At 66.6% G+C, this 21,822-nt stretch carries 16 protein-coding genes; 12 read left to right on the forward strand and 4 right to left on the reverse strand.

What is annotated here, in order from left to right:
• The 5 genes from D3261_RS12970 to D3261_RS12990 all read left to right on the forward strand — a co-directional run.
• On the forward strand, positions 1–1,416 hold a 1,416-nt coding region (locus D3261_RS12970), incomplete at its 5' end, for a PH domain-containing protein (protein ID WP_120073026.1).
• A 107-nt stretch (positions 1,417–1,523) separates the two neighbouring features.
• Positions 1,524–3,107 (forward strand): ABC transporter permease, encoded by a 1,584-nt coding sequence (locus D3261_RS12975; protein WP_120073028.1) that lies wholly within the window; start codon positions 1,524–1,526, stop codon positions 3,105–3,107.
• A 58-nt stretch (positions 3,108–3,165) separates the two neighbouring features.
• Positions 3,166–3,345: a hypothetical protein gene (locus tag D3261_RS12980; RefSeq protein ID WP_120073030.1), complete on the forward strand. Its 180-nt coding sequence runs from the start codon at positions 3,166–3,168 to the stop codon at positions 3,343–3,345.
• The gene (locus D3261_RS12985) at positions 3,332–4,258 is read left to right on the forward strand and encodes a hypothetical protein (protein ID WP_120073032.1); all 927 of its coding nucleotides are present in this window, start codon (positions 3,332–3,334) and stop codon (positions 4,256–4,258) included. The genes D3261_RS12980 and D3261_RS12985 overlap by 14 nt, the downstream gene beginning before the upstream one ends.
• Positions 4,255–5,685 carry an RtcB family protein gene (locus D3261_RS12990; protein ID WP_120073034.1) on the forward strand — a complete coding sequence of 477 codons (1,431 nt, stop codon included), beginning with the start codon at positions 4,255–4,257 and terminating at the stop codon, positions 5,683–5,685. Before D3261_RS12985 ends, D3261_RS12990 begins: the two co-directional genes overlap by 4 nt.
• A 7-nt stretch (positions 5,686–5,692) precedes the next feature.
• On the opposite strand, the gene D3261_RS12995 is transcribed toward D3261_RS12990, so the two are convergent.
• Positions 5,693–5,977, reverse strand: a complete 285-nt coding sequence (locus D3261_RS12995; protein WP_120073035.1) for a hypothetical protein — start codon at positions 5,975–5,977, stop codon at positions 5,693–5,695.
• 66 nt (positions 5,978–6,043) lie between these two features.
• Positions 6,044–7,081 carry an LLM class flavin-dependent oxidoreductase gene (locus D3261_RS13000; protein WP_120073037.1) on the reverse strand — a complete coding sequence of 346 codons (1,038 nt, stop codon included), beginning with the start codon at positions 7,079–7,081 and terminating at the stop codon, positions 6,044–6,046.
• A gap of 391 nt (positions 7,082–7,472) precedes the next feature.
• Between D3261_RS13000 and D3261_RS19785 the strand changes: the two genes are divergently transcribed.
• Positions 7,473–8,093, forward strand: coding sequence for a hypothetical protein (locus D3261_RS19785; protein ID WP_147464976.1), 621 nt, complete (start codon positions 7,473–7,475; stop codon positions 8,091–8,093).
• A 103-nt stretch (positions 8,094–8,196) separates the two neighbouring features.
• On the opposite strand, the gene D3261_RS13010 is transcribed toward D3261_RS19785, so the two are convergent.
• Positions 8,197–10,008, reverse strand: a complete 1,812-nt coding sequence (locus tag D3261_RS13010) for a glycoside hydrolase family 15 protein (protein ID WP_120073143.1) — start codon at positions 10,006–10,008, stop codon at positions 8,197–8,199.
• Between the two features lie 493 nt (positions 10,009–10,501).
• A complete protein-coding gene (locus D3261_RS13015) occupies positions 10,502–11,656 on the reverse strand; it encodes an NAD(P)/FAD-dependent oxidoreductase (protein ID WP_120073041.1) in 1,155 nt (384 codons plus the stop codon).
• Between the two features lie 174 nt (positions 11,657–11,830).
• Between D3261_RS13015 and D3261_RS13020 the strand changes: the two genes are divergently transcribed.
• From D3261_RS13020 to acs, 6 genes are all read left to right on the forward strand, one after another.
• Positions 11,831–13,348, forward strand: coding sequence for a DHH family phosphoesterase (locus D3261_RS13020; RefSeq protein WP_120073043.1), 1,518 nt, complete (start codon positions 11,831–11,833; stop codon positions 13,346–13,348).
• A gap of 38 nt (positions 13,349–13,386) precedes the next feature.
• Complete coding sequence (locus D3261_RS13025) at positions 13,387–14,193, forward strand: CBS domain-containing protein (RefSeq protein ID WP_120073045.1); 807 nt, start codon at positions 13,387–13,389, stop codon at positions 14,191–14,193.
• Positions 14,194–14,247: 54 nt separating this feature from the next.
• A complete protein-coding gene (locus tag D3261_RS13030) occupies positions 14,248–15,948 on the forward strand; it encodes a methylmalonyl-CoA mutase family protein (protein ID WP_120073047.1) in 1,701 nt (566 codons plus the stop codon).
• 62 nt (positions 15,949–16,010) lie between these two features.
• On the forward strand, positions 16,011–17,918 hold the full coding sequence (locus tag D3261_RS13035; RefSeq protein ID WP_120073049.1) for an acetate--CoA ligase: 1,908 nt from the start codon (positions 16,011–16,013) through the stop codon (positions 17,916–17,918).
• Positions 17,919–18,041: 123 nt separating this feature from the next.
• Positions 18,042–19,691 (forward strand): bacterio-opsin activator domain-containing protein, encoded by a 1,650-nt coding sequence (locus tag D3261_RS13040; RefSeq protein ID WP_120073144.1) that lies wholly within the window; start codon positions 18,042–18,044, stop codon positions 19,689–19,691.
• A gap of 149 nt (positions 19,692–19,840) precedes the next feature.
• Complete coding sequence (gene acs / locus D3261_RS13045) at positions 19,841–21,817, forward strand: acetate--CoA ligase (protein ID WP_120073051.1); 1,977 nt, start codon at positions 19,841–19,843, stop codon at positions 21,815–21,817.
• The last annotated feature ends 5 nt before the right edge of the window (positions 21,818–21,822 follow it).

Below are 21,822 nucleotides of genomic sequence, written 5' to 3' on the forward strand. Positions count from 1 at the left end.
GGGATGGGGGGCGGCATCGTCACCGGGCTCGCCATCGTCCTCGTGCTGTTCGTCGTCCAACTAGGGTGGGAGATACTCTACGTCCAGCGGTTCGCCTACCGGCTCACCGACGACAGCCTCGACATCGACTCCGGGGTGCTCTCGCGACGCGAACGATCCATCCCGATCCAGCGGGTCCAGAACGTCGACATCACCCGGGACCCGTTCGCACGGCTCGCGGGGCTCGCGGCGGTGGCGTTCGAGACCGCCGGCGGGGGCGACGACGCCGAGGGCGAGATCCGCTACGTCACCACGACGGAGGCCGAACGCCTCCGGAACGAGATCCAGCGGCTGAAGCGCGCGAACACCGGGAGCGGGTCGAGCGAAACGACCGATTCGATCGACGAGAACCGGACGGAAACGACGGACGAGGACCGAGAGGAACTGTTCGTCCTCTCGACCCGCGACCTCCTGGCGGCGAGCGCGCTCTCGCTCGACCTCAGACCGCTCCTGCCGGTGGCGCTGCTGGTCTTCGAGGGGACGCGGTATCTCCCGAACGGGGTCGCGAGCGCCGTGGTCGGCAGCCCGAGGCTCGGTGTGGTGCTGACCGCCGCCGGGTCGTTCCTCGCGGGCGCGGCCGTGACCTTCGCGCGGTTCTACGGTTTCCGGCTCTGGCGGTCGGGCGACGAACTCCGTTACGAGCGCGGGCTGGTGAGCCGGTACACGGGGTCGATACCGTTCGAGAAGATCCAGCACCTCGTCGTGAGCGAGAACGTCCTCCTGCGCCGGTTCGGCTACGCGGCGCTCGACGTCGAGACCGCGGGCTACGGGAGCCAGAGTGCGGCCACTCGGGGCTCGGAGTCGGTCGTGCCGTTCGCCGAGCGCGGGGCGGTGCTGGCGCTCGCGCGCTCGATAGACGGGTTCGAGTTCGACACGCCCACCTTCTCCCAGCCGCCGAAACGCGCCCGACGGCGCTACGCCGGCCGGTACGCCATCGCGGTCCTACTAGTGACCGGCGGGCTGTTCGTCGCGAACCGACTGCTCGCGTTCGACCCGCTCCGGTGGTGGTTCGCACCGCTCGCGCTCCTGATCGCCGTGCCGTTCGCGGCCCACTACACCTGGCTCCATCGCGGCGTGGCGACCGACGAGGGGTTCGTGCTGACCCGCAACGGCTTCTGGCGACGGACCACCGAGGTGGTCCCCTACTATCGCGTTCAGACCGTGAACGAGGACCACACGCTCTTCCAGCGCCGGTGGAACCTCGCCACGGTCGTGGTCGACACCGCGGGGACGGGAAGCCTGGGTCGCGAGGGCGCACGCGCCGTGGATTTCGACCGACGCGAGGCCGACGCGCTTCGCGAGACCGTTCGACGACGGCTTCGACGAAGCGTGATCGAGCGCCGGGTGGAGCGCCGCCGCCGGTCCAGCGGCTCGTGACGACCCGGTGCGAACGGCTGGCCGCGAAAGTATTGGAGACTCGTATCGGAGAACCGGCATGTTGAAGGTGGTTCCGTCGGCACGAACGGTGAAATGAGGGAGCAGGCGTGAACACGCGGCGGGCGGTCGGCGGAGTCGTCGGGCTGGCGATCCTCCTGGGCGTGGCGTACGTGGCCAGACCCTGGCTCCAGTGGCTGGTCTACGGGCTCTACACGACACCGATCGCGTGGGTGTTCGTTCCGGTCGGGCTCGTCGCCGTGGCCTACTTCGGGGTCTCGTTCGAGTCACGCGAGGCGAACCGGCCGCTCGGGATCGCGCTCGGCCTCGTGGTCGTGGCGGTGATCGTGCTGACCTCGGTCGGCGGGCTCTACGCACAGACGACGCTCGCCGACCGGACGATGGCCGGCGCGACGCCGACCCAGGAGCTCTCGCCCGCCGACGCCGACCACCCGCGGGTCGTCACCCGGAACGTCTCGGACAACTACGCCGCCAACACCCTCCAGCTCTCGCGCTATCGGGTCTCGAACCCGGACGTCACCTTCCGGAACGGCACCCCGTACTGGTCGTACGCGCTCTCGCCGGACGGGGTCCGGAACCACTTCGCACTGAAACAGGACGGGACGGTGCTCGTCAACATGAGCGCCCAGAACGCGAAGGTCGAGACCGTCAGGGGCGAACTCGACGCGGGCATCGGCACCGCGTGGTACAACAACTACCGGTGGAGCGTGCTCAAACAGGGGCAGTACCTCGTCGACTACGGCGACCCGTTCATGGTTCCCCATCGGAACGAGTCGTACATCGCGGTGCCGTACACCAAACCCAGTTTCCACGTTCGGGCGCTCCCGGTCCCGCTACCCTACACCGTGCCGGAGTGGGGTGGCGTGGCGCTGGTCGCGCCGGACGGCAGCGTGACCGACCTCTCGCCCGCGGAGGCCCGCTCGAATCCCGTGCTTCGGGGGCAGAAGCTCGTCCCCTTCGACCTCACGCGTGAGCGAGTGACCGCCACGAAGTACCGCAACGGCATCCTCAACACCCTCCCCGTGGTCGGCTCGCACACCGACGAGATCGAGGTGGCCGCCATGCCCGGCGGCGGCAACGAGCAGCCGTATCTCGTGCCCACGGCGGACGGCACGAAGTACGTGGTCGCGGTCGAGCCGTTCGGGAACGCACAGGGTCTCCGGGAGGTCTGGGAGATCGACGGCCGGACCGGCGAGGCCTCGGTCTATCGCAGCCCTTCAGGCGAGTCACTGTTCGGTCCCCGGAAGGCCGCCGACTACGTTCGGCAGGCGAGCCGAACCACCGACTGGAACCGGTTCTCGCCGGCCGAGCCGCTGCCGGTGGCGGTCGACGACCGGCTCTACTGGATGGTGAAGGTCGTCCCCGAGGGCGGGTCCGGGATCTCGTACGTGGCGTTCGTGAACGCCGAGTCCTCGAACGTGCAGGAGACCGCCCCGACCGCCGCGGTCGAGGAGTTCCTCCGTGGGAATCGGTCGGCGGCGCAGTCGGTGCACGATGGCGGGCCGAACGCCTCGACGAGCGGGCCGCGGAACGCAACGTCGGCCGGCGGAAACGTCAGTCTCGTTGTCGAGAAGCGCGCGCCGAACGGGTCGGTGGTGGCGACCATGGCGGTCTACGAGAACGAGTCGGTCTCGATCGAACCCGCACGGAACGACACGACTGCGGTGGGATAACGGTCGGACGGGCGATGGACGAAGGGCATTAATCGGCTGCCCGGCAAACCAGTTCATCATGACCACGACGATCACCGGCGAACACACGACCGCCGAGGTCTTCCTCGACGAGGTCGACCTCGAAGGCCTCACGCGCGACCAGATCCAGGAGATGGTGGACCACGAGGCGTTCACCGGGCTCGCGTGTGGGTACGCCACGGATTCGCCAGTGAGGGAGATCGAGCGTGCCCGACCGTGACAGTGAGTCCGGTAGATTTCAACCGGACACCGAATGGACGCGTACCGAGCTACTGGAACAGCTCAGGGCGTGTATGGTCGAACACGGACGAGTGACACGCCAGCTAGTCGTTGGCGATCCCACGAACGCAAGTCGAGAGGCGTTCGACAGGGAGTTTGGAACGTTCAGCAACGCCAAGGCGATCGCTGTCGATACTCCCGGTCAGCTGATACTCACGGACGGAGAACGTAGCCACATCGACGACGAACTACGAACTGATGACTACCGGAAGGACCTCCTCATCGGTTTACTTCTCGGCGATGGCCACACGGAACGTCGTGGCGAACGAGCGGTCTTTCGTGTTGGGATGATCAATCGGCGGTTTCTCAAATGGCTCGCGGACGAACTCGGAGACGTGACGGCAAGCGTCCGACTCCGAAATACTGCCGCTGAGTCCGCCTCAAGCGCACGATCGTCGGGTTTCAGACCGGGAGCGAAGGCCGAGAACTACCACGATTTTCATGTTCTCACGACCGTCACACTACCGTGGCTCGGCGAACTCGCCGAACGATTCAGTGGCGCTCCGAAGCGCTTTCCCGATGACCTTCAACTCACACCGACGCGAGCGAAGATGTGGTATGTAGCCGACGGTGGACTCACATCAACGGCGACGCATCAGTACCGCTCCTCGTGTTTCATCAAGTCGAAAAACGAGCGAGAGCGTCCCGAATATCTGAAACAACTGTTCGAACGTTTCGGGTTCGGTCCAGTCTTCCACGCGTCTCACTCGAACGTATCGTTCTCCGTGGAAGATTCACAAGACCTCCTACAGTGGATGGGCCGTGCGCCGCCAGGATTCGCGTACAAGTGGGAAACGGAATCCCACCACCGATACCAAGAACTGAAACGACGAGCATACGAGACTGGATCATGACCGAGGGAAGCGAAGCGAACAGGACAACGATCGAAGGGGAGTACACGACGGCAACGGTCATGCTCGCGCGTGAGAACATCGAAGATCTGACTTTCGATCAGATCGAGGAGATAACGAATCATCCGGCATTCGAAAACGAGATCGTGGTGCAACCGGATTGCCACCCCGGCGCGGGTTGTGTGATCGGATTCACGATGCCGCTCGCCGACCGGGTGGTGCCGAACGTAGTGGGGGTCGACATCGGATGTGGCATGCTCGCGGTCGAGCTCGATTCGAAACCGGACCTCACCGAGGCGGCGATCGACGACCGGATCCGCGAGACGATCCCGATGGGGTGGCACGCACACGACGACCAGACCTACCACGTGGGTGAGGACTTCCCGTGGGCGGAGACGACGGCGAAGGTCGAACGGCTGCAGGCGGGTCGCGACACCGACTTCGCGTTCGACGGCTACGACCTCGAGTACTTCAAAGATCTCTGTGAGAAGGCCGGCGTCGACCTCAACAAGGCCATCGACCAGGTGGGCACCCTCGGCGGCGGTAACCACTTCATCGAGGTCGCCGAATCCGACCGGACCGGGAACTGGTGGCTGGTGTTCCACAGCGGGAGCCGCGCGCTCGGCAACTCCGTGGCCGACTACTGGCAGACCGAGGCGACCGAGCGGCGGAACGCGACCGCGATCGATCCGGTCACCGCCGAGGACCTCCCCGAGGAGGTCCGGGACGCGGGCGGGACGCCCGCGGACGTCACGGACGAGACCGGCCGCCGGATCGACATGGACCGAGTGGCGGCGTTCTGCCGCGAACGCTTCGAGGGGAGCGAGATCGAGGCCAACGTCAATCGACTCAGGCAGGTGCACCACGACCGTCAGGAGGCGTTCGAGGCCGACCGGAACACCGACCTCGACTACCTGGAGGGCGAGGCCGCCCACGGCTACCTCGTCGACATGGCGTTCTGTCAGACCTACGCCTGGGAGAACCGTCGGTGGATGGCCCACCTCGTGACCGACGCGCTCGGGGTCGAGGTCGCCGACTCGATCCACTCGCCGCACAACCTCATCGACTTCGAGGACCTCATGATCCGAAAGGGCGCGACCCGCGCCCACGAGGGCGAGCGGCTCATCGTGCCGTACAACATGGGCGAGGGCTCGGTCGTCCTTCGAGGAAAGGGCAACCCCGAGTGGAACCGGAGCGCCCCCCACGGAACGGGCCGGAGCGGGAGTCGCCGGTGGGCGAAGAAGGAGTTCACGATGGAGGAGTTCGAGGCCGCGATGGACGGCGTGTTCTCGACCTCGGTGAACAAGAACACCATCGACGAGAGCCCGATGGCGTACAAGGACCCCGCGCTCGTCGAGTCCCGGATCGACGAGACCGGCGAGGTCGTCGACCGGCTCCGACCCGTGATCAACTGCAAAGCCGACTGGTAGGCGGCGTTCAGATCGCGTCGTCCGGGTCGTGTTTCTCGGCCATCCGGCTCGCCTCGGCGGCGTAGCGCTCCCTGCGTTCCGGGTCCTCGACCGGCCCGACACTGCCGGGGTCGGCGTCGATCGCCGCGGTGGTCTCGCGAACGTCGGTGAAGGAGGTGAGCGCACGCTCCTTTCTGGAGTAGCGCGTCCCGTCGGTGGTGGCGTAGGTCAGGATCACGAGGTTCTGCTCGTCGTCGGAGTAGGTCCGTTCGACCAGCCAGACGCGTGTCGGTTCGGTCGTGGAATCGGACATGACGGGTCGTAGCCCGCTCGGGGATAAATGGTCGCGGGTGGTGCGGTCGTGCGGCGGTTCGTGCGGCTATCGCGGCGAGAGGTCGAAGGCGTCGGCGAGGAGTGCGTGGGATTCGAGGACGTTCTCGGGGTCGGCGATCTGGTTCTGGATCACGACGTCGTCGACCCCGATCTGGTCGGTCATCGTCTCCAGGATCTCGCGCACCGTCGAGGGACTCCCCGAGATCGCGCGCGGCCACGCACCCGGATCGACCTCGGTCGGGGTCGGCTCGGGGACCCCGCCGAGCTCCTCGACCGCCTCGTCGGCCGACCGGATCGGCGGCCGGTCGATGTCGCCCTGCCGGAGCCGTCGCCGGGAGGCCTCGGTGGTCGCGCGTCGCCGTGCGGCTTCCTCGTCGGTCTCGGCGCAGGTGACGTTCGTCGCGAGCATCCCCCGGGGTTCGTCGGGCCCCGCGCCGAACGGCGAGGGCTCGAAGCGCTCGCGGTAGACCTCGAAGGCTCTGACCGCGGGTTCGGGTCGGATGAACGCCGCGAAGCAGTACTGGAGCCCGAGCTCCCCGGCGACCGCGGCGCTCGACGGACTCGACCCGAGCACCCACATCTCGGGGGCGGTGTCGGCCGCCTGCGGCACGTCGAGCTGGCCGAACTGGTTGTCGTCGTCGAAGCCGTCGTGGAGGTGGGCCGCGACCTCGTGGATCTTTTCCTTGTGGTCGTTCGCCCCGCGGCGCTGCTGGCTTCGGTCGGGCTGGAGCGCGAAGTCGGAGAGCGGGGAGCCGTTCGCCCGGCCGAGCCCACAGTCGATCCGGCCGGGCGCGAGCGAGTCGAGCACGCCGAAGGTCTCAGCCACCTTGTAGGGGCTGTAGTGGTTGAGGAGAACGGTACCGGATCCGACTCGGATGTCGTCGGTCTTGGCCGCGATGTGGGGGATCAGGACCTCGGGCGTGGTGCTGGCGAGCCGGTCGGTGAAGTCGTGGTGTTCGGCCACCCAGAAGCGGTCGTAGCCAAGCTGCTCGGCGTGCTGGGCGCGCTCGACGGTGTTCTCGAAGGCTTCGGTCGCGGATCCACCCTCGGGAACCGGCGCGAGGTCGACGATCGAGAGGTTCACACGAAAAGAAACGTCCGACAGAGGGAAATAGTGAACTATCTGTGAGCGCTCGCATATGGTACTGGCCCCACAATGATGAGCAGAGTGAACTACCTGTTGTCAAATATTCATTAGTTTTCTAGTCGGTGATTTTTAATGATGTCCGCGAGTGTCGAAATTGTGTATTTCTCAGAAGAGGCGTGCGCATGATACGAGACGAAGACCGAAGAGTCATGTTTTTAATAATCGTGATACACGTAACGGCTGTTCTATTGGCAATATGTTATCCATTTGATCTTCCGAATAACTCTAATTTTTGCTATTCAGCACGATTTCGCAATCAATTGCAGCACTTTTTGGATTTACCTTTGCTGGATATGCCTTCTTTCGATCAGAGGCTACTCTGGACGATATGGACGATCCAGAAGCAGACGAAATTTTGAGCCGGCTACATTCAAAAGCACATAGTCGTCTAATAAATTCATCAATACCATCTGGCCTCGCAATTGTCGGAGGTTTGAGTATTATTGCACTGACCAGAGTAAATGCTATTCCTGGTCTCGGGAATGTACAGCGGATCGTGCTAGTCGCCGGAACATTTACATTTTATCAAGCGATACTTGCTGTAATCTTCAGCATGATGTTTGTAACACACGTATCAAGGCCAAACAGAGCACGTAGAGTAGTTATGGAAATTCTCAAAGAAGAATCAATGTCGGGCAAAGACATAGATATCGGAGAATTTATTGAAGTTTTTATCGGCCTTGAAGAAATGCTAAGAAACATCTATTACGACTACGGTGGAACAAAAGAAAGAGTCTCTGCTGGACAAATTATTGAATACTTGTCAAACACCGGCGCATTGGAAGACATTGATACAGGTATGCTTAGAGAAATAACGAGATATCGGAATCTTGTGGTTCACGGCGAGGTTGAGTCTGTAGATCAAGAAGCAATGAACGAACTCCAGAACATGACGGACAGAGTAGAAATGCTTCATGAAGAGGTAGGGCCCCAAGCAGAGCCTGAGTAGTGCTGGAACCGATTCAAAGCTTCTCTAGTATACTAACCAATTGCATCCCCTCTATTTTAATATTGTTCACTCAAAACTAAGCACGATCCACGGTCGCTACAATCTATTTGCCGTCCGTGGCCTCGTTGAGGTAGAGCACGGCGTTGACCAGCCCGATGTGGCTGAACGCCTGGGGGAAGTTGCCGAGGTGCTCGCCGGTCTCGGGGTCGACCTCCTCGGCGAACAGCCCGAGCGGGCTGATGTACTCCATCACGCCCTCGAAGACCTCGTGGGCCTCCTCGACACGGTCCGAGCGCGCGAGACACTCGACCAGCCAGAACGAACAGAGCACGAACGCGCCCTCCTCACCGGGCAGCCCGTCGTCGCCCTCGTAGCGATGGACCAGCCCGTCGTCGGTCATCAGGTGCTCCATCACGGCGTCGATGGTCGCCTGGAAGCGGTCATCGTCGAACGGCAGGAAACCGACGCTCCCGAGCCGGAGCGCGGCGGCGTCGACGGTCTCGCCCGCGAAGGTCTGGGTGAAACAGTCGAGGTCGTCGTCGTAGCCCTCTTCGAGCACGACCTCGCGGATCGTCTCGCGGTTGCCGCGCCAGCGTTCGAGAGGGGCGTCGAAGCCGTGTTCCTCGGCGATCTCGATCCCGCGGTCGAGCGCGGCCCAGCAGAGCACCTTCGAGTGGACGATGTGGCTGGGCTCGCTTCTGACCTCCCAGATCCCGTTGTCCTTCCGGTCCCAGACCCCCGAGACGTACTCGATCATCTCCTTCAGGACCTCCCAGTCGCCCTCGTAGATATCGGCCCCGTAGTCGCTAGCGGTGTAGATGGCGGTCATGAGCTCGCCGTAGGTGTCGAGCTGTTCCTGGTCGCCCGCGGCGTTGCCGACCCGAACGGGCTGTGAGCCCCGGTAGCCCGAGAGGTGGTCGAGCTCCTCTTCGACCATCTCGGGTTCGTAGTGGAGGCCGTAGAGCGGGTGGCCGATCTCGCCGGGGTCGTCCTTGTGACACATCGTGAGACACCAGTCGAAGCCGTTGCGCGCCTCGCGCTCGTGGCCGAGCTCGTGGAGCGCCTGGATGGTGTAGGAGACGTCGCGGATCCACGCGTAGCGGTAGTCCCAGTTACGGATCCCGCCGATCTCCTCGGGGAGCGAGGTGGTCGGCGCGGCGGCGATGGCGTGGGTCTGCGGGTTCATCAGCAATCGGAGCACGAGCTCCGAGCGAACCACGTAGTCGTGGTACGGTCCCTCGAACGCACAGCCCGACTCGTCGGGGCACTGGTGGGTCCAGTCCTGCCAGAAGTCGATCGTCTCGCGCAACAGCCCGGCGCAGTCGGCGGCGTCGATCGGTTCCCGGTCGTTGTACTGGAGCACGAACCAGTCGGTCTCGTCCGTGTCGAGGGTCTCGGTGGCGGTGGCGTACTCGATCGTCCCCTCGGTGGTCTCGAACGGCGCTCCGCCCCAGAGGTAGCACTGCTCGCCGTTGCCACGCCCGAGGACACCCTCACTCGTCGTCTCGACGGTGGTCCCCACCCGATCGTAGTCGAACCGGGGGTCGAACTCCAACTCGAACTCGACGGACCCCTCGACGCAGGTGACCTTCCGGTAGATCGCGCTCACGGTGTGGCCGAGCTCCATGCCGTCGACCACGGGCATGAAGTCGGTGACAACCATCGTCCCCGAGTCGGTCTCGAAGGTGGTCCGGAGCACGTTGGTCCGGGTGATGTAGGACTGTTCTGACGTGTACTCCTCGGCGGGCTGGATGCTGAAGTGCCCGCCACCGTCGTCGTCGAGCAACGCGGCGAAGACGCTCGACGACTCGATGTGCGGAAAGCAACACCAGTCGATCGAGCCCTCCTCGGAGACCAGCGGACAGGTTTCGAGGTTGCCGATGACTCCGTAGCCCTCGATCGGTGTGAATTCCATACGAAACTCACGACGGACCCCCATATAGTACCCCGTACCCTGGAGCCGCTTACCGATCCACTACCGGAGGGTTGGCGGTCGCGGCCGGTGCGCCGCGGTGGTAGTGGTGGTGCGGCTGCGGCGGCGGTGGCGGTAGCTGTGGCGGTGGCGGTAGCTGTAGCGGTGCGGTGTCTCGGCGAACGACAGTGAGCCGAGACGGGCGGTTGCGGGGCGGTAGCGGTATAGTCCCTGGCGTCTCGGCGAGCGGAAGCGAGCCGAGGCTCAGGAGAGCTGCGCTCTCCTGGCGGATGAAGGGCGAGGATGCGACGCATCCGAGGGCTTCGGCGGTGCGGGACAGAGGCAGTGCTGTGCGGTTGCGGGATGTGAAGGAGTCGTACCGTGAGCGAGTGAAACGAGCGAGCGGGCCGACGATTGACCGAAGGGAAAGAGGAGGCTTTTGATCCACATTTTGCCAGGGAGGCCGCTTCGCGGCCGACCGCAGCAAAAGGTGGGTTTACATATCGGACCAGGCCCGCGCCGCCCGCCCCGGCCCCGTAACGTCGTTGATCCAGCGCGCGGCGATGGCCTTCTTGATGAAAACCGCGGCGGGGCCGCTGAAGGTGTTGAGCGGGATGCCGACCACGTCGTGGGCCACCGCCTTCTCGCCGATCGAAACGAGGGTGCCCTTGTCCTCGTGGGTCCAGCTGTCGAGGGGCTGGCCGTGGAGCGCGCGCGCGACGTTCTCGCCCGCGACCTCGGCGGCCTGCCAGGCGGCCTGTGCGGTCGGCGGTGCGGGCCCGTCGGGCTGGTCGACGATCGCCGAGTCGCCGAGCGCGAACACGCGGTCGTCGTTGGTCTCGAAGGTAGCCTCGGCGTTGACCCGGTTGTGTTCGTTGTCGAGGCCCGAGTCGTCGATCGCGTCCTGGCCCGTGATGCCGCCGGTCCAGACGAACACGTCGTGTTCGAGCGTGTCGCCCGAGTCGAAGTGGATCGCGCCCGCTTCGGCCTCGGTGATCGGGTCGTTCGTCGAGATCTCGATGTCGCGCTCTTCGAGCCGCTTTCTGAGCGCGCCCTGGAGTTCGGGGTCCATCCCCGGGAAGACGTTGTCGAGCGCCTCGACCAGCGTGATATCGATCGGCGCGTGGTGCATGTCGCGGAACTCGGCGATCTCACCGGCGCTCTGGATACCCGAGAGCCCGGCCCCGCCGATGGCGACGTGGGCGGGGTCGTCGGCCGTGGCCTCGCGCGCGGCTTCCTTGACCTGGTCGTGGATCGTGAGCGCGTCGTCGAGGCTCTTGAGGGTGAGCGAGTGCTCCTCGAGCCCGTCGATCCCGTAGTAGGCGGTCTGGGAACCGAGGGTCACGAGGAGGTAGTCGTAGGAGACCGTCGAGCCGTCCGCGAGTTCGACCGCCCGGTCGTCGCAGTCGAGCCCCGAGACCTCGCCCTGGATGAACCGCGTGCCCGGCGATTTGATCTCGTCGACCGGGATCGTGACCTTGTCCTGAACGCTCGGGTCGCGGATACACCGATGGGACTCGTGGAGCACGAGGTGGTGGTCGTGGTCCGAGACCCACGTGATGTCGGCTTCGTCGCCGAGCGTCTCCTCCAGTTTCTTGATTGCGCCCGCCCCGGCGTAGCCCGCACCGAGAACGACGACAGTCTCCGTCATAGGCGCACGTGTGTGGGCAGGCGTTACAAAGGCTTTGAAACGATATCGGATGTGAAACCGACGAGTTCGGCCGGGAGTCGCCGATACGGTGGCGCTTCGGCTCGTTCGGCGTCGCCCGGTTCGGGCGGGAGCCGACGCGCGGGGTTTTAATTCCCGTGGAGCCAACCCGACTCCATGGTTTCGCGGTTGGTGTTGGGCTGTGGGTCGGTCGGGCGGACCATCGTGAGCGCGCTCGCCGACCGGCCGGGCGACGTCCTCGTGGTCTGTGACAACGAACACCGGATCGAGACCCTCCGGAGCGACCGCATCGACACCCACCGCGCCGACCCGACCGACCCCGCGACGTTGGACGAGGTCGACCGGCCGATCGACGTGCTCGTGGTCGCGAGCGACGACCCCGACATCAACCGGGCCGCGACCGAAACCGCCCGGGAGGCCTACCCCGAGGCGTTCGTGCTGGCCTACACCGGCAAGGAACCCTCGATCGAGTGTCGGCTCGACATCGAGGCGAACGCCGACCGGGTCGTCGAGTCCGCCGGCACCGCCGCCGACGACCTGATCGAGCGTATCGGCGAGGAGAGCATGCGCCCGCGGCGGCTCTGGCGCGTCCTCCGGTCGATCGCGGGTCGGCTCGCGGTCGTGACCCACGACAACCCCGACCCCGACGCGATCGCGAGCGCGTTCGCGCTGAAGAAGATCGCCACCGCCGCGGGCTGTGAGACGGACATCTGCTACTACGGCACGATCACCCACCAGCAGAACCGCGCGATGGTCAACCTCCTCGACCTCGAGATGCGCCAGCTGGAGGGCGACGAGACCGAGGAGTACGACGGGATCGCGCTCGTCGACCACTCCCGACCGGGCGTCAACGACCAGCTCCCCGAGGAAACCCCCGTGGACGTCCTGATCGACCACCACCCGCCGCGCGCACCGGTCGAGGCCCGGTTCGTCGACCTCCGGAGCGACGTCGGCGCGACCTCGACCCTCCTCGTGGAGTACCTCCGCCAGCTCGGTATCCGGGCCGACGAGACCGTCGCGACCGCGCTGCTCTACGGTATCCGAGTCGACACCAAGGACTTCCGGCGCGAGGTTTCGACGGTCGACTTCGAGGCCGCCGCGTACCTCCTGCCGTTCGTGAAGGATTCGGTGCTCGAACAGGTCGAGACCCCGAGCATGAGCGCCGAGACCATCGAGACGATGGCGCGGGCGATCCGGAACCGGGAGGTCCAGGGTTCGGTGCTCGTGAGCTACATCGACGACCTCCACGAGCGCGACGCGCTGGCCCAGTCGGCCGACCAGCTCCTCGACATCGAGGGCGTCAGAACCACGCTGGTCTACGGGATCATCGACGGCACCGTCTACTGCTCGGGTCGGACCCGGGGGACGAACCTCGACCTCGGCGAAGCCCTCCGGGACGCCTTCGAGCAGATCGGGAGCGCCGGCGGCCACGCCGACATGGCGGGCGCACAGATCCCGCTGGGGCTCCTCGGGGACTCCGACGAGTCCGAACTCTCGAACATCGTCCACGACGTCATGGCCGACCGGTTCTACGGCGCGCTCGAAACCCGGGACGAGGGCCGACCCGCGCCGGTCGAGACCGACGGTGGCGAGGGCGAGAGCGGTGACGGGACGCCGTCCACGGAATCGGCCGATGCCGACCCCGGAACCGACGAATCGGAGCTGGACGGCTGAACGAGGGGTTTTTGTTCCGGGCTGCCGACCCGTTCCCAATGGCCACCGAGAACGAGAAGCCCCGGGTTTCGGAGTACATGACCCCGGACGTCGTGACGGTCTCGCCCGACGACACGGTGGCGTCGGTCGCCGAACTCGTCGCCGAGAACGACGCCCACAGCGGGTTCCCCGTCTGTGAGGGTCGCCACTGCGAGGGGTTCGTCACCGCCCGCGACCTCCTGCTCGCCGACACCGACGACGCGTTGGTCTTCACCGTCATGTCCGAGGACCTCGTCGTCGCCCACCCCGAGATGGCGATCTCGGACGCCTCGCGCGTCATCCTCCGGTCGGGGATCCAACAGCTCCCGGTGGTCGACGACGCCGGCAAACTCGTCGGGATCATCTCGAACACCGACATCGTCCGGAGCCAGATCGAACGCGCCACGCCGGGGAAAGTCGCCAAGCTCTCGCGCACGCTCGAGAACATCCACGACGTCGAGACCCGCGAGGAGCGCCGGTCGGTGGCGCTCGCCGACCTCACGCCCACCCAGTCGAAGGTCTACGCCGACGAACTCGAAGGCCGGCGCTACGAACTCGAACGTGGCCTCGCCGAGCCGCTCGTGGTGATCGACACCAAGGACGAGAAGCTCCTGCTCGCCGACGGCCACCACCGGGTGAAGGCCGCCGCACGCGCCGGGATCGAGGCGATGGACGCCTACGTCATCGCGATCGACGAGCCGATAGAGCTCGGGATGGCCGAGACCGCCCGCAAGGAGGGGCTCGCCACCATCGACGACATCACGGTCGTGGACTACGCCCACCACCCGCTGGTCGAGACGATCGAGCGGCTCCAGGACCCCGACTGAACCCACGATCGGGGCGTCGGAACCTTCATTGACGACCGTCGCAAAAGTTGCCCGATGTACGACGCCGACGACCTCGACGCCATCCGGGAGGGAAAGGAGCGCTGGGCCGACGACACCCTCGACCCGGTGCGCTCGCGCCACGGCGAACGCAAGGACCGCTTCGCCACGGTCTCGAACCACGAGGTCGATAGGGTGTACACCCCCGCCGACGTCGCCGACCTCGACTACGAGGCGGACCTCGGCTTCCCCGGCGAGGAACCCTACACCCGCGGGGTCTATCCCACGATGTACCGCGGCCGGACGTGGACGATGCGCCAGTTCGCGGGCTTTGGCACCGCCGAGGAGACCAACCAGCGGTTCAAGTATCTCGTCGAGGAGGGCCAGACGGGGCTCTCGACCGCGTTCGACATGCCGACCCTGATGGGGATCGACTCGGACGATACGATGGCGATGGGCGAGGTAGGGAAGGAAGGCGTCGCGGTCGACACCCTCCGCGATATGGAGGTCCTCTTCGACGGCATCGACCTCGAAGCCGTCTCGACCTCGTTCACGATCAACCCGAGCGCCCCAGTGATATTCGCGATGTACGTCGCGCTCGCCGACCAGCGGGGCGTCCCACGCGAGAAGCTCCGGGGGACGATGCAGAACGACATGCTGAAGGAGTTCATCGCGCAGAAGGAGTGGGTAATTCCCCCGGAAGCGTCGCTCGACCTGGTGACGGATACAGTAGAATTCGCGGTCGAGGAGACCCCGAAGATCAAACCCATCTCGGTGTCGGGCTATCACATCCGTGAAGCCGGCTCGACCGCGATACAGGAACTCGCGTTCACGCTGGCCGACGGCTTCGCCTACGTCGAGGACGCCATCGAGCGCGGTCTGGCGGTCGACGAGTTCGCGCCACAGCTCTCCTTTTTCTTCAACTCCCACAACTCGATCTTCGAGGAGGTCGCGAAGTTCCGGGCCGCCCGCCGGATCTACGCCCGGGTGATGGACGAGTGGTACGACGCGGAGAGTCCGAAATCGAAACAGCTCAAGTTCCACACCCAGACCGCGGGCCAATCCCTCACCGCCCAGCAGCCGCTCAACAACGTCGCGCGGGTCACGATCCAGGCACTCGCCGGCGTGCTCGGGGGGACCCAGAGCCTCCACACCAACTCCTACGACGAGGCGCACGCGCTGCCCTCCGAGGACGCGGTGCGGGTCGCGCTCCGAACCCAGCAGGTCATCGCCGAGGAGTCGGGCGCGGCCGACATCGTCGACCCGCTGGGGGGGAGCTTCGCGGTCGAGGCGCTCACCGACGAGACCGAAGAGGAGGCGATGGAATACATCGAGGAGATCCGCGAGATGGGCGAGGGGTCGGTCCGCGACGGCGTGCTCTCCGGGATCGAGGACGGCTACTTCCACCGCGAGATCCAGGACGCCGCCTTCGAGTACCAACAGCGCGTCGAGCGCGACGAGGAGACGGTGGTCGGCGTGAACAAGTACGCCAACGAGGCCGACACCAGCCCCGACCTCCTCCACGTCGACGAGACGGCGGAGGAACACCAACGCGAACGGCTCGAATCGGTGAAGGCCGACCGCGACGACCGGGCGGTGCGCGAGGCGCTGTCGGAACTCGAAACCGTCGTCGAGGCTGGTGAGAACACCATGCCGGCCATCGTCGAGGCGGTAAAGGTCGGGACCACGATGGGCGAGGTCATGCAGGTGTTCGAGACGCGCCACGGCTCCTACCGCGAGACGGTGACCCTCGCGTAACGGCGGATCCCCCGTTCGGTGAGGCGAACCCTTTTCTCCGCAACCGACGGAGCTTCGAGGCGATGGAGGGCGACGACGTGGTCGAGCCGAGCCCGGCGTTCCGCGACCGTGCGAACTGCCGGACCGACCCCCGCGACCGGTTCGCCGACGACTGGCCCGGTTCCTGGGCCGCCGCCGGCGACCTGCTCGACTGGGTCGAACCCTACGAGTCGGTGCTCGCCGGCGACCGACCGCCGTTCGAGTGGTTCGCCGGCGGAACGCTCAACGCCTGTCACGAGTGTCTCGACCGCCACCTCGCCGAACGCAAGAACCACCTCGCGCTCCGGTGGGAGGGCCAGCTCGGCGAGCGCCGGAGCCTCACCTACCTCGACCTCTACCACGAGGTCAACGCGTTCGCGGCCGCGCTCCGGGACCTGGGTGTAGAGGAGGGCGAGGTCGTCACCCTCTACATGCCGGTCATCCCCGAACTCGTCGTGGCGATGCTGGCGTGTGCCCGCCTCGGCGCGCCGCACTCGGTGGTGTTCGCGGGCTTCTCGGCCGACGCGCTCGCTGACCGGATGGACCGTGCCGACTCCCGGTACCTGATCACCTGTGACGGCTACTACCGCCGCGGCGACGCGATCAACCAGAAACGCCGGGCGGACAACGCCCGGCTCGCCATCGACCACGCACTGGCGGCGACCGTCGTGGTCGAACGGCTCGGCGGCGCGCGGCTCGGGGCCGACCAGCACGACTACCATGCGCTGGTCGACGACCACGTTGGTAGGGAGATCGCCCCGGTCGCCCGCGACGCCGGCGACGTCCTCTTTCTGATCCACACCTCCGGTACCACGGGCCGACCGAAGTCCGTCGCCCACACGACCGGGGGCTACCTCGCTCAGGTCGCCTGGACCGCCCGGAACGTGCTCGACATCACCCCCGGCGACACCTACTGGTGTTCGGCCGACATCGGCTGGGTGACGGGCCACTCCTACATCGTCTACGGGCCGCTCGCGCTCGGCACGACCACGATGCTCTACGAGGGGACCGCCGACCACCCCGAGAAGGACCGGATCTTCTCGCTGATCGAGCGCAACGCCGTCGACGTGTTCTACACCGCCCCCACGACGATCCGGTCGTTCATGAAGTGGGGCCCGGAGTATCCCGCACGTCACGACCTCTCGAGCCTCCGCCTACTGGGGACCGTCGGCAAGCCGATCGACCCCGAGGCGTGGCACTGGTACCACGACCACGTCGGCGGCGGCTCGTGTCCGGTGGTCGATACCTGGTGGCAGACCGAGACGGGCGCGATCCTCGTCTCGACCCTGCCGGGCGTGGACGGGATGAAACCCGGCGCGGCGGGACCGCCCTTACCGGGCATCGACGCCGCCGTTCTCGCGCCGGACGGCACCGAGTGTCCGACCGGCGAGGTGGGGACGCTCGCAATCCGGTCGCCGTGGCCGGCGATGCCGCGCGAGCTCGCGACCGGGACCGACTGGGGGAGCGCCGCCGTCAGCGACGACTGGCAGTACCGCTCGGGTGACAAGGCGGTCGTCGACGCCGACGGCTACATCCGGGTGCTCGGGCGGGCGGACGACGCGATCACCGTCCCGGGTCGGCGGGTCGGCGCGGCGGAGATCGAGGGCGCGGTGGTCGGGGTCGACGGCGTCGCCGAGGCCGCCGTCGTCGGTGTGGAGCATCCGACGCGGGGAACGGCGGTCCACGCCTACGTCAGCCCCGAAGCCACCCGGACGGCCGACGACGCGCTTCGCGAGGCGGTGCTCGCGGCGGTCGAGACCGCCATCGGGCCGATGGTTCGACCCGAACGGGTGGTGTTCACGCCCGAACTCCCGAAGACCCGCTCGGGCAAGATCATGCGCCGGCTCCTGAAGGACGTCGCCAACGGCGAACCCTACGGCGACATCAGCGCGCTCCGCAACCCCGAGGTCGTCGGCGAGCTCGAATCCGGCGACGGTGTTTCGGAAGAATAGAGAATTCCGAAACGCTGTCACCGGTCCAGGGCGGTGGTTTCGGTCGTCGTTCGGGAGGTTCGGTCGGTTCGGTCTGTACGGACGGAAGAGCTATTTCGGAAGAGCGGATACGAACGAAACGAGATGGGGGAGATGGCCGCGTTTCTCTGCGAGCGGGGGTACGAGGGGCTCCGCCGGGCGACCCGGACCCACCGGGCCGACCTCGTCGTTCGACTCTGTGGTGAGGTGGGACTCCGGCCGAGCGAAATCGTCGCGGTCGGGATCGACGACCTCCACGAGGTCGACTCGGTCGAGTTTCTCGCCGTCGACGGGCGCGAGGCGTTCGTTCCGGAGGCGGTGGGCCACGCTCTCCGGAAGTACGCCAGCACCGTCGACGACGGCCCCCTGATCGACGTCTCGCCGCGCCGGGTGCAGATGCTGGTTCGGGAGACCGGCGAGCGGGCGGCCGAGGCGACCGGCGACGACCGGTTTCGCGGGGTGTCGACGCGCGACCTCCGGGCCGCCCACGCGCGTCGGCTCCTATCCGACGGGACCGACCCCCGGGTCGTGCTCGCGGTGACCGCCTACGAACGGCTGTCGGCGCTCGAACCCCACCTCGCGGCCCCCGACCACGAGGCGGTCGCCGCGGCGTTCGCCGACGACGGGAGCCGGGCCGAGCGCCCACCGGCACGGCTCCAGCGGGCGGTGACGGTCGCGGCCGACGTGGGCGAGGCGCTCGCCGCCGCTACCGAGCCGTCGGCGATCCACGAGACCGTCTGCGCCCGGCTGGCCGACACCGACGGCTACCGGTTCGCGTGGACCGCGACGGTGACCGGGGACGACACCGCGGTCCACGCGCACGCGGGCGTGGCGGCCGACACCGTCGAACGGACCCTCCTCGACCGGACGGAGCTCGTGGAGGAGGCGCTCGACGACCGAACGGTCCGGACCGAGGCGGGCGAGTCGTCCACGCTCGTCGTCGTCCCGCTCGTGAGCCAGGAACCCACCCGGAGCGTGCTGGGACTCGGGGTCGCGAGCGGGGCGGTCGTCCCGCTCGAACGCGATCTCCTCCAAGTGCTCGGCACACAGGTCGGCCACGCGCTGGCGGCGGTCGAACGCAGGCGGCTCCTGCTCGCCGACAGCGTGACCGAACTCCGTTTCGACGTCGACACCGAAGCGGCCGTTCTCCCGCGGATCGCGGCCGGGCTCGACTGTACCTTCGAGCTGGTGGGGGTCGTCCCCACGGACGAGGGGTTGTTGTGTTACGTCGCGGTCCGGAACGCAACCCCGGACGCCGTCCTCGAACGGGCGACGGCCACCGACGCGGTCGGGGACGTCCGGTTCGTCGGCGACGACGAGGACGGGGTGGTGCTCGAAGTCACGCTCCATCGCTCCCCCCTCCGGACCTTCGTGACGGCGGGCGGCTACGCCCGGTCGTACGAGGTCGACGCCGGTGGCGGGACGATCGTCGGCGAACTCGCCCCCGACACCGACGTTCGTGGCGTCGTCGAGGCCGTGGCCGACGCGTTCCCCGGCGTCCACCTCGCGGCGAAGCGGAAGGCCGACCACGAGGTCGCGACCGGCGGGGGCTTCCGGGGACCGCTCGCCGACGACCTCACCGACCGCCAGGCCGCGGTGCTCCGGGCGGCGTTCTTCGGCGGCTACTTCGAGTGGCCGCGCGACTCCACCGCCGAGGAACTGGCCGACTCGCTCGACGTCTCGCCGCCGACCCTCCACCACCACCTCCGGGTCGCCCAACAGAAGCTCCTCCGGGCCTTCCTCGACGACACGTGACCGGCGACGACCGGCCTCGGTCGGTTTCGGCCGGACCGTCCACTCCGCGAAACCCGGTGACGGCACGCGGTTCGCACCGCGTCACGGGCGGTCGTTACGATAATTAGCTAGTTGGCTTATGAAGAATGGTGTAGAACGTGGGGTCGGGTATGAGTGACCAAGACATCGAACTCGAATCCCGACTGACCGAACAGGAGTACTTCGAGCCACCGGAGGAGTTCGTCGAGCAGGCGAACGTCTCGGACCCGGCGGTCTACGACCGCTTCGACGAGTTCCCGGAGGGGTTCGAGGAGTACGCCGAGATGCTCGATTGGGACGAGGAGTGGGACACCGTCCTCGACGACTCGAACCCGCCGTTCTACGAGTGGTTCGTCGGGGGCGAGCTCAACGCCTCCGCCAACTGTATCGACCGCCACCTCGACGACCGCGGCGACGAGACCGCCATCCTCTGGGAGGGCGAGGAGGGTGAGACCCGACACATCTCCTATCGCGAACTCCACGAGGAGGTCAACGAGATGGCGGCCGCGCTCCGGGCGTCGGGCGTCGAGGAGGACGAGGTCGTCACGATCCACATGCCGATGGTCCCGGCGCTCCCGGTCACGATGCTGGCGTGTGCCCGGATCGGCGCACCGCACTCGGTGGTGTTCGCGGGCTTCTCGGCCACCGCGCTCTCCGACCGGGTCAACAGCGCCGACTCCGACCACGTCGTCACCATCGACGGCTACTACCGGCGGGGTGACTTCCTGAACCACATCGAGAAGGCCGACGAGGCGATGGGGAACGTCGACCACGACCCCGAAGTACTCGTCTGGACGCGCCACGACGAACCCGAGGTCGACGTCAGCGACGACTACACCCTCGTCTCGGACCTCCTCGCCGAGCACGAGGGCGAGGAGGTCGAGCCGGTATCCCGGGACGCCGAGGACCCGCTGTTCCTGATGTACACCTCGGGCACGACGGGCCAGCCCAAGGGCTGTCAGCACCGGACGGGTGGCTACCTCGCCTACGCGGCGGGGACCTGTAACTACGTCGAGGACATCAAACCCGAGGACACCTACTGGTGTTCGGCCGACATCGGCTGGATCACCGGCCACACCTACATCGTCTACGGCCCGCTCGCGCTCGGGACTACTACTGTCATGTACGAGGGCGCGCCGGACTACCCGGACAAGAGCCGGACCTGGGAGATCGCGGAGGCCTACGACGTCGACATCTTCCACACCTCCCCCACTGCAGTGCGCCAGTTCATGAAGTGGGGCACCGAGCACATCGAGGGCTACGACTTCGACTTCCGGCACATGACCACCGTGGGCGAGCCGATCCAGCCCGAGGCGTGGCTCTGGTACTACAAACACATCGGCGACGAGGACGCGGTGATCGTCGACACCTGGTGGCAGACCGAGACCGGCGGCCACCTGATCACCAACCTGCCGGCGATCCAGGACATGAAACCCGGGAGCGCGGGGAAGCCCGCACCCGGCATCCAGCCCGCGATCTACGACGACGACGGCGAGCCGGTCGACGCCGAAACCGGGCAGGCCGGCAACCTCGTGATCGAGCGACCGTGGCCCGGCATGCTTCAAACCGTCTACGGCGACGACGAGCGGTTCATCGCCGAGTACTGGGAGCGCTTCTCGGACACCGACTCGAACGACTCCGAGGACTGGGTCTACGAGGCGGGCGACGGTGCAGTCCAGGCCACCGACGGCTACTACCGTATCCTCGGGCGGCTCGACGACGTGATGAACGTCGCCGGCCACCGGCTCGGCACCATGGAGCTCGAGTCCGCGGTCTCAGAGGTCGACTCGGTCGCCGAGTCCGCGGTGGCCTCGCGTGAGGACGCCGAGAAGGGCGAGGTGCCCGACGTCTACGTCACCCTCAGGGAGGGTGTCGAGGAGTCCGAGGAGGTCCGCCAGGAGATCGTCGAGTCGATCGAGGAGGGGATCGGGAAGTTCGCCAGACCCAACGAGGTGATCTTCGTCGACGACCTCCCGAAGACCCGCTCGGGCAAGATCATGCGCCGGCTGCTGGAGAACATCTCGAACGGCGAGGAGCTCGGCAACACCACGACGCTCCGGGACCCGAGCGTCGCCGAACGCATTCGCGACCAGATCCACGCGAACTGAGGAGA

This window comes from Halococcus sp. IIIV-5B, from assembly GCF_003602035.1.
Lineage (GTDB): Archaea > Halobacteriota > Halobacteria > Halobacteriales > Halococcaceae > Halococcus > Halococcus salsus.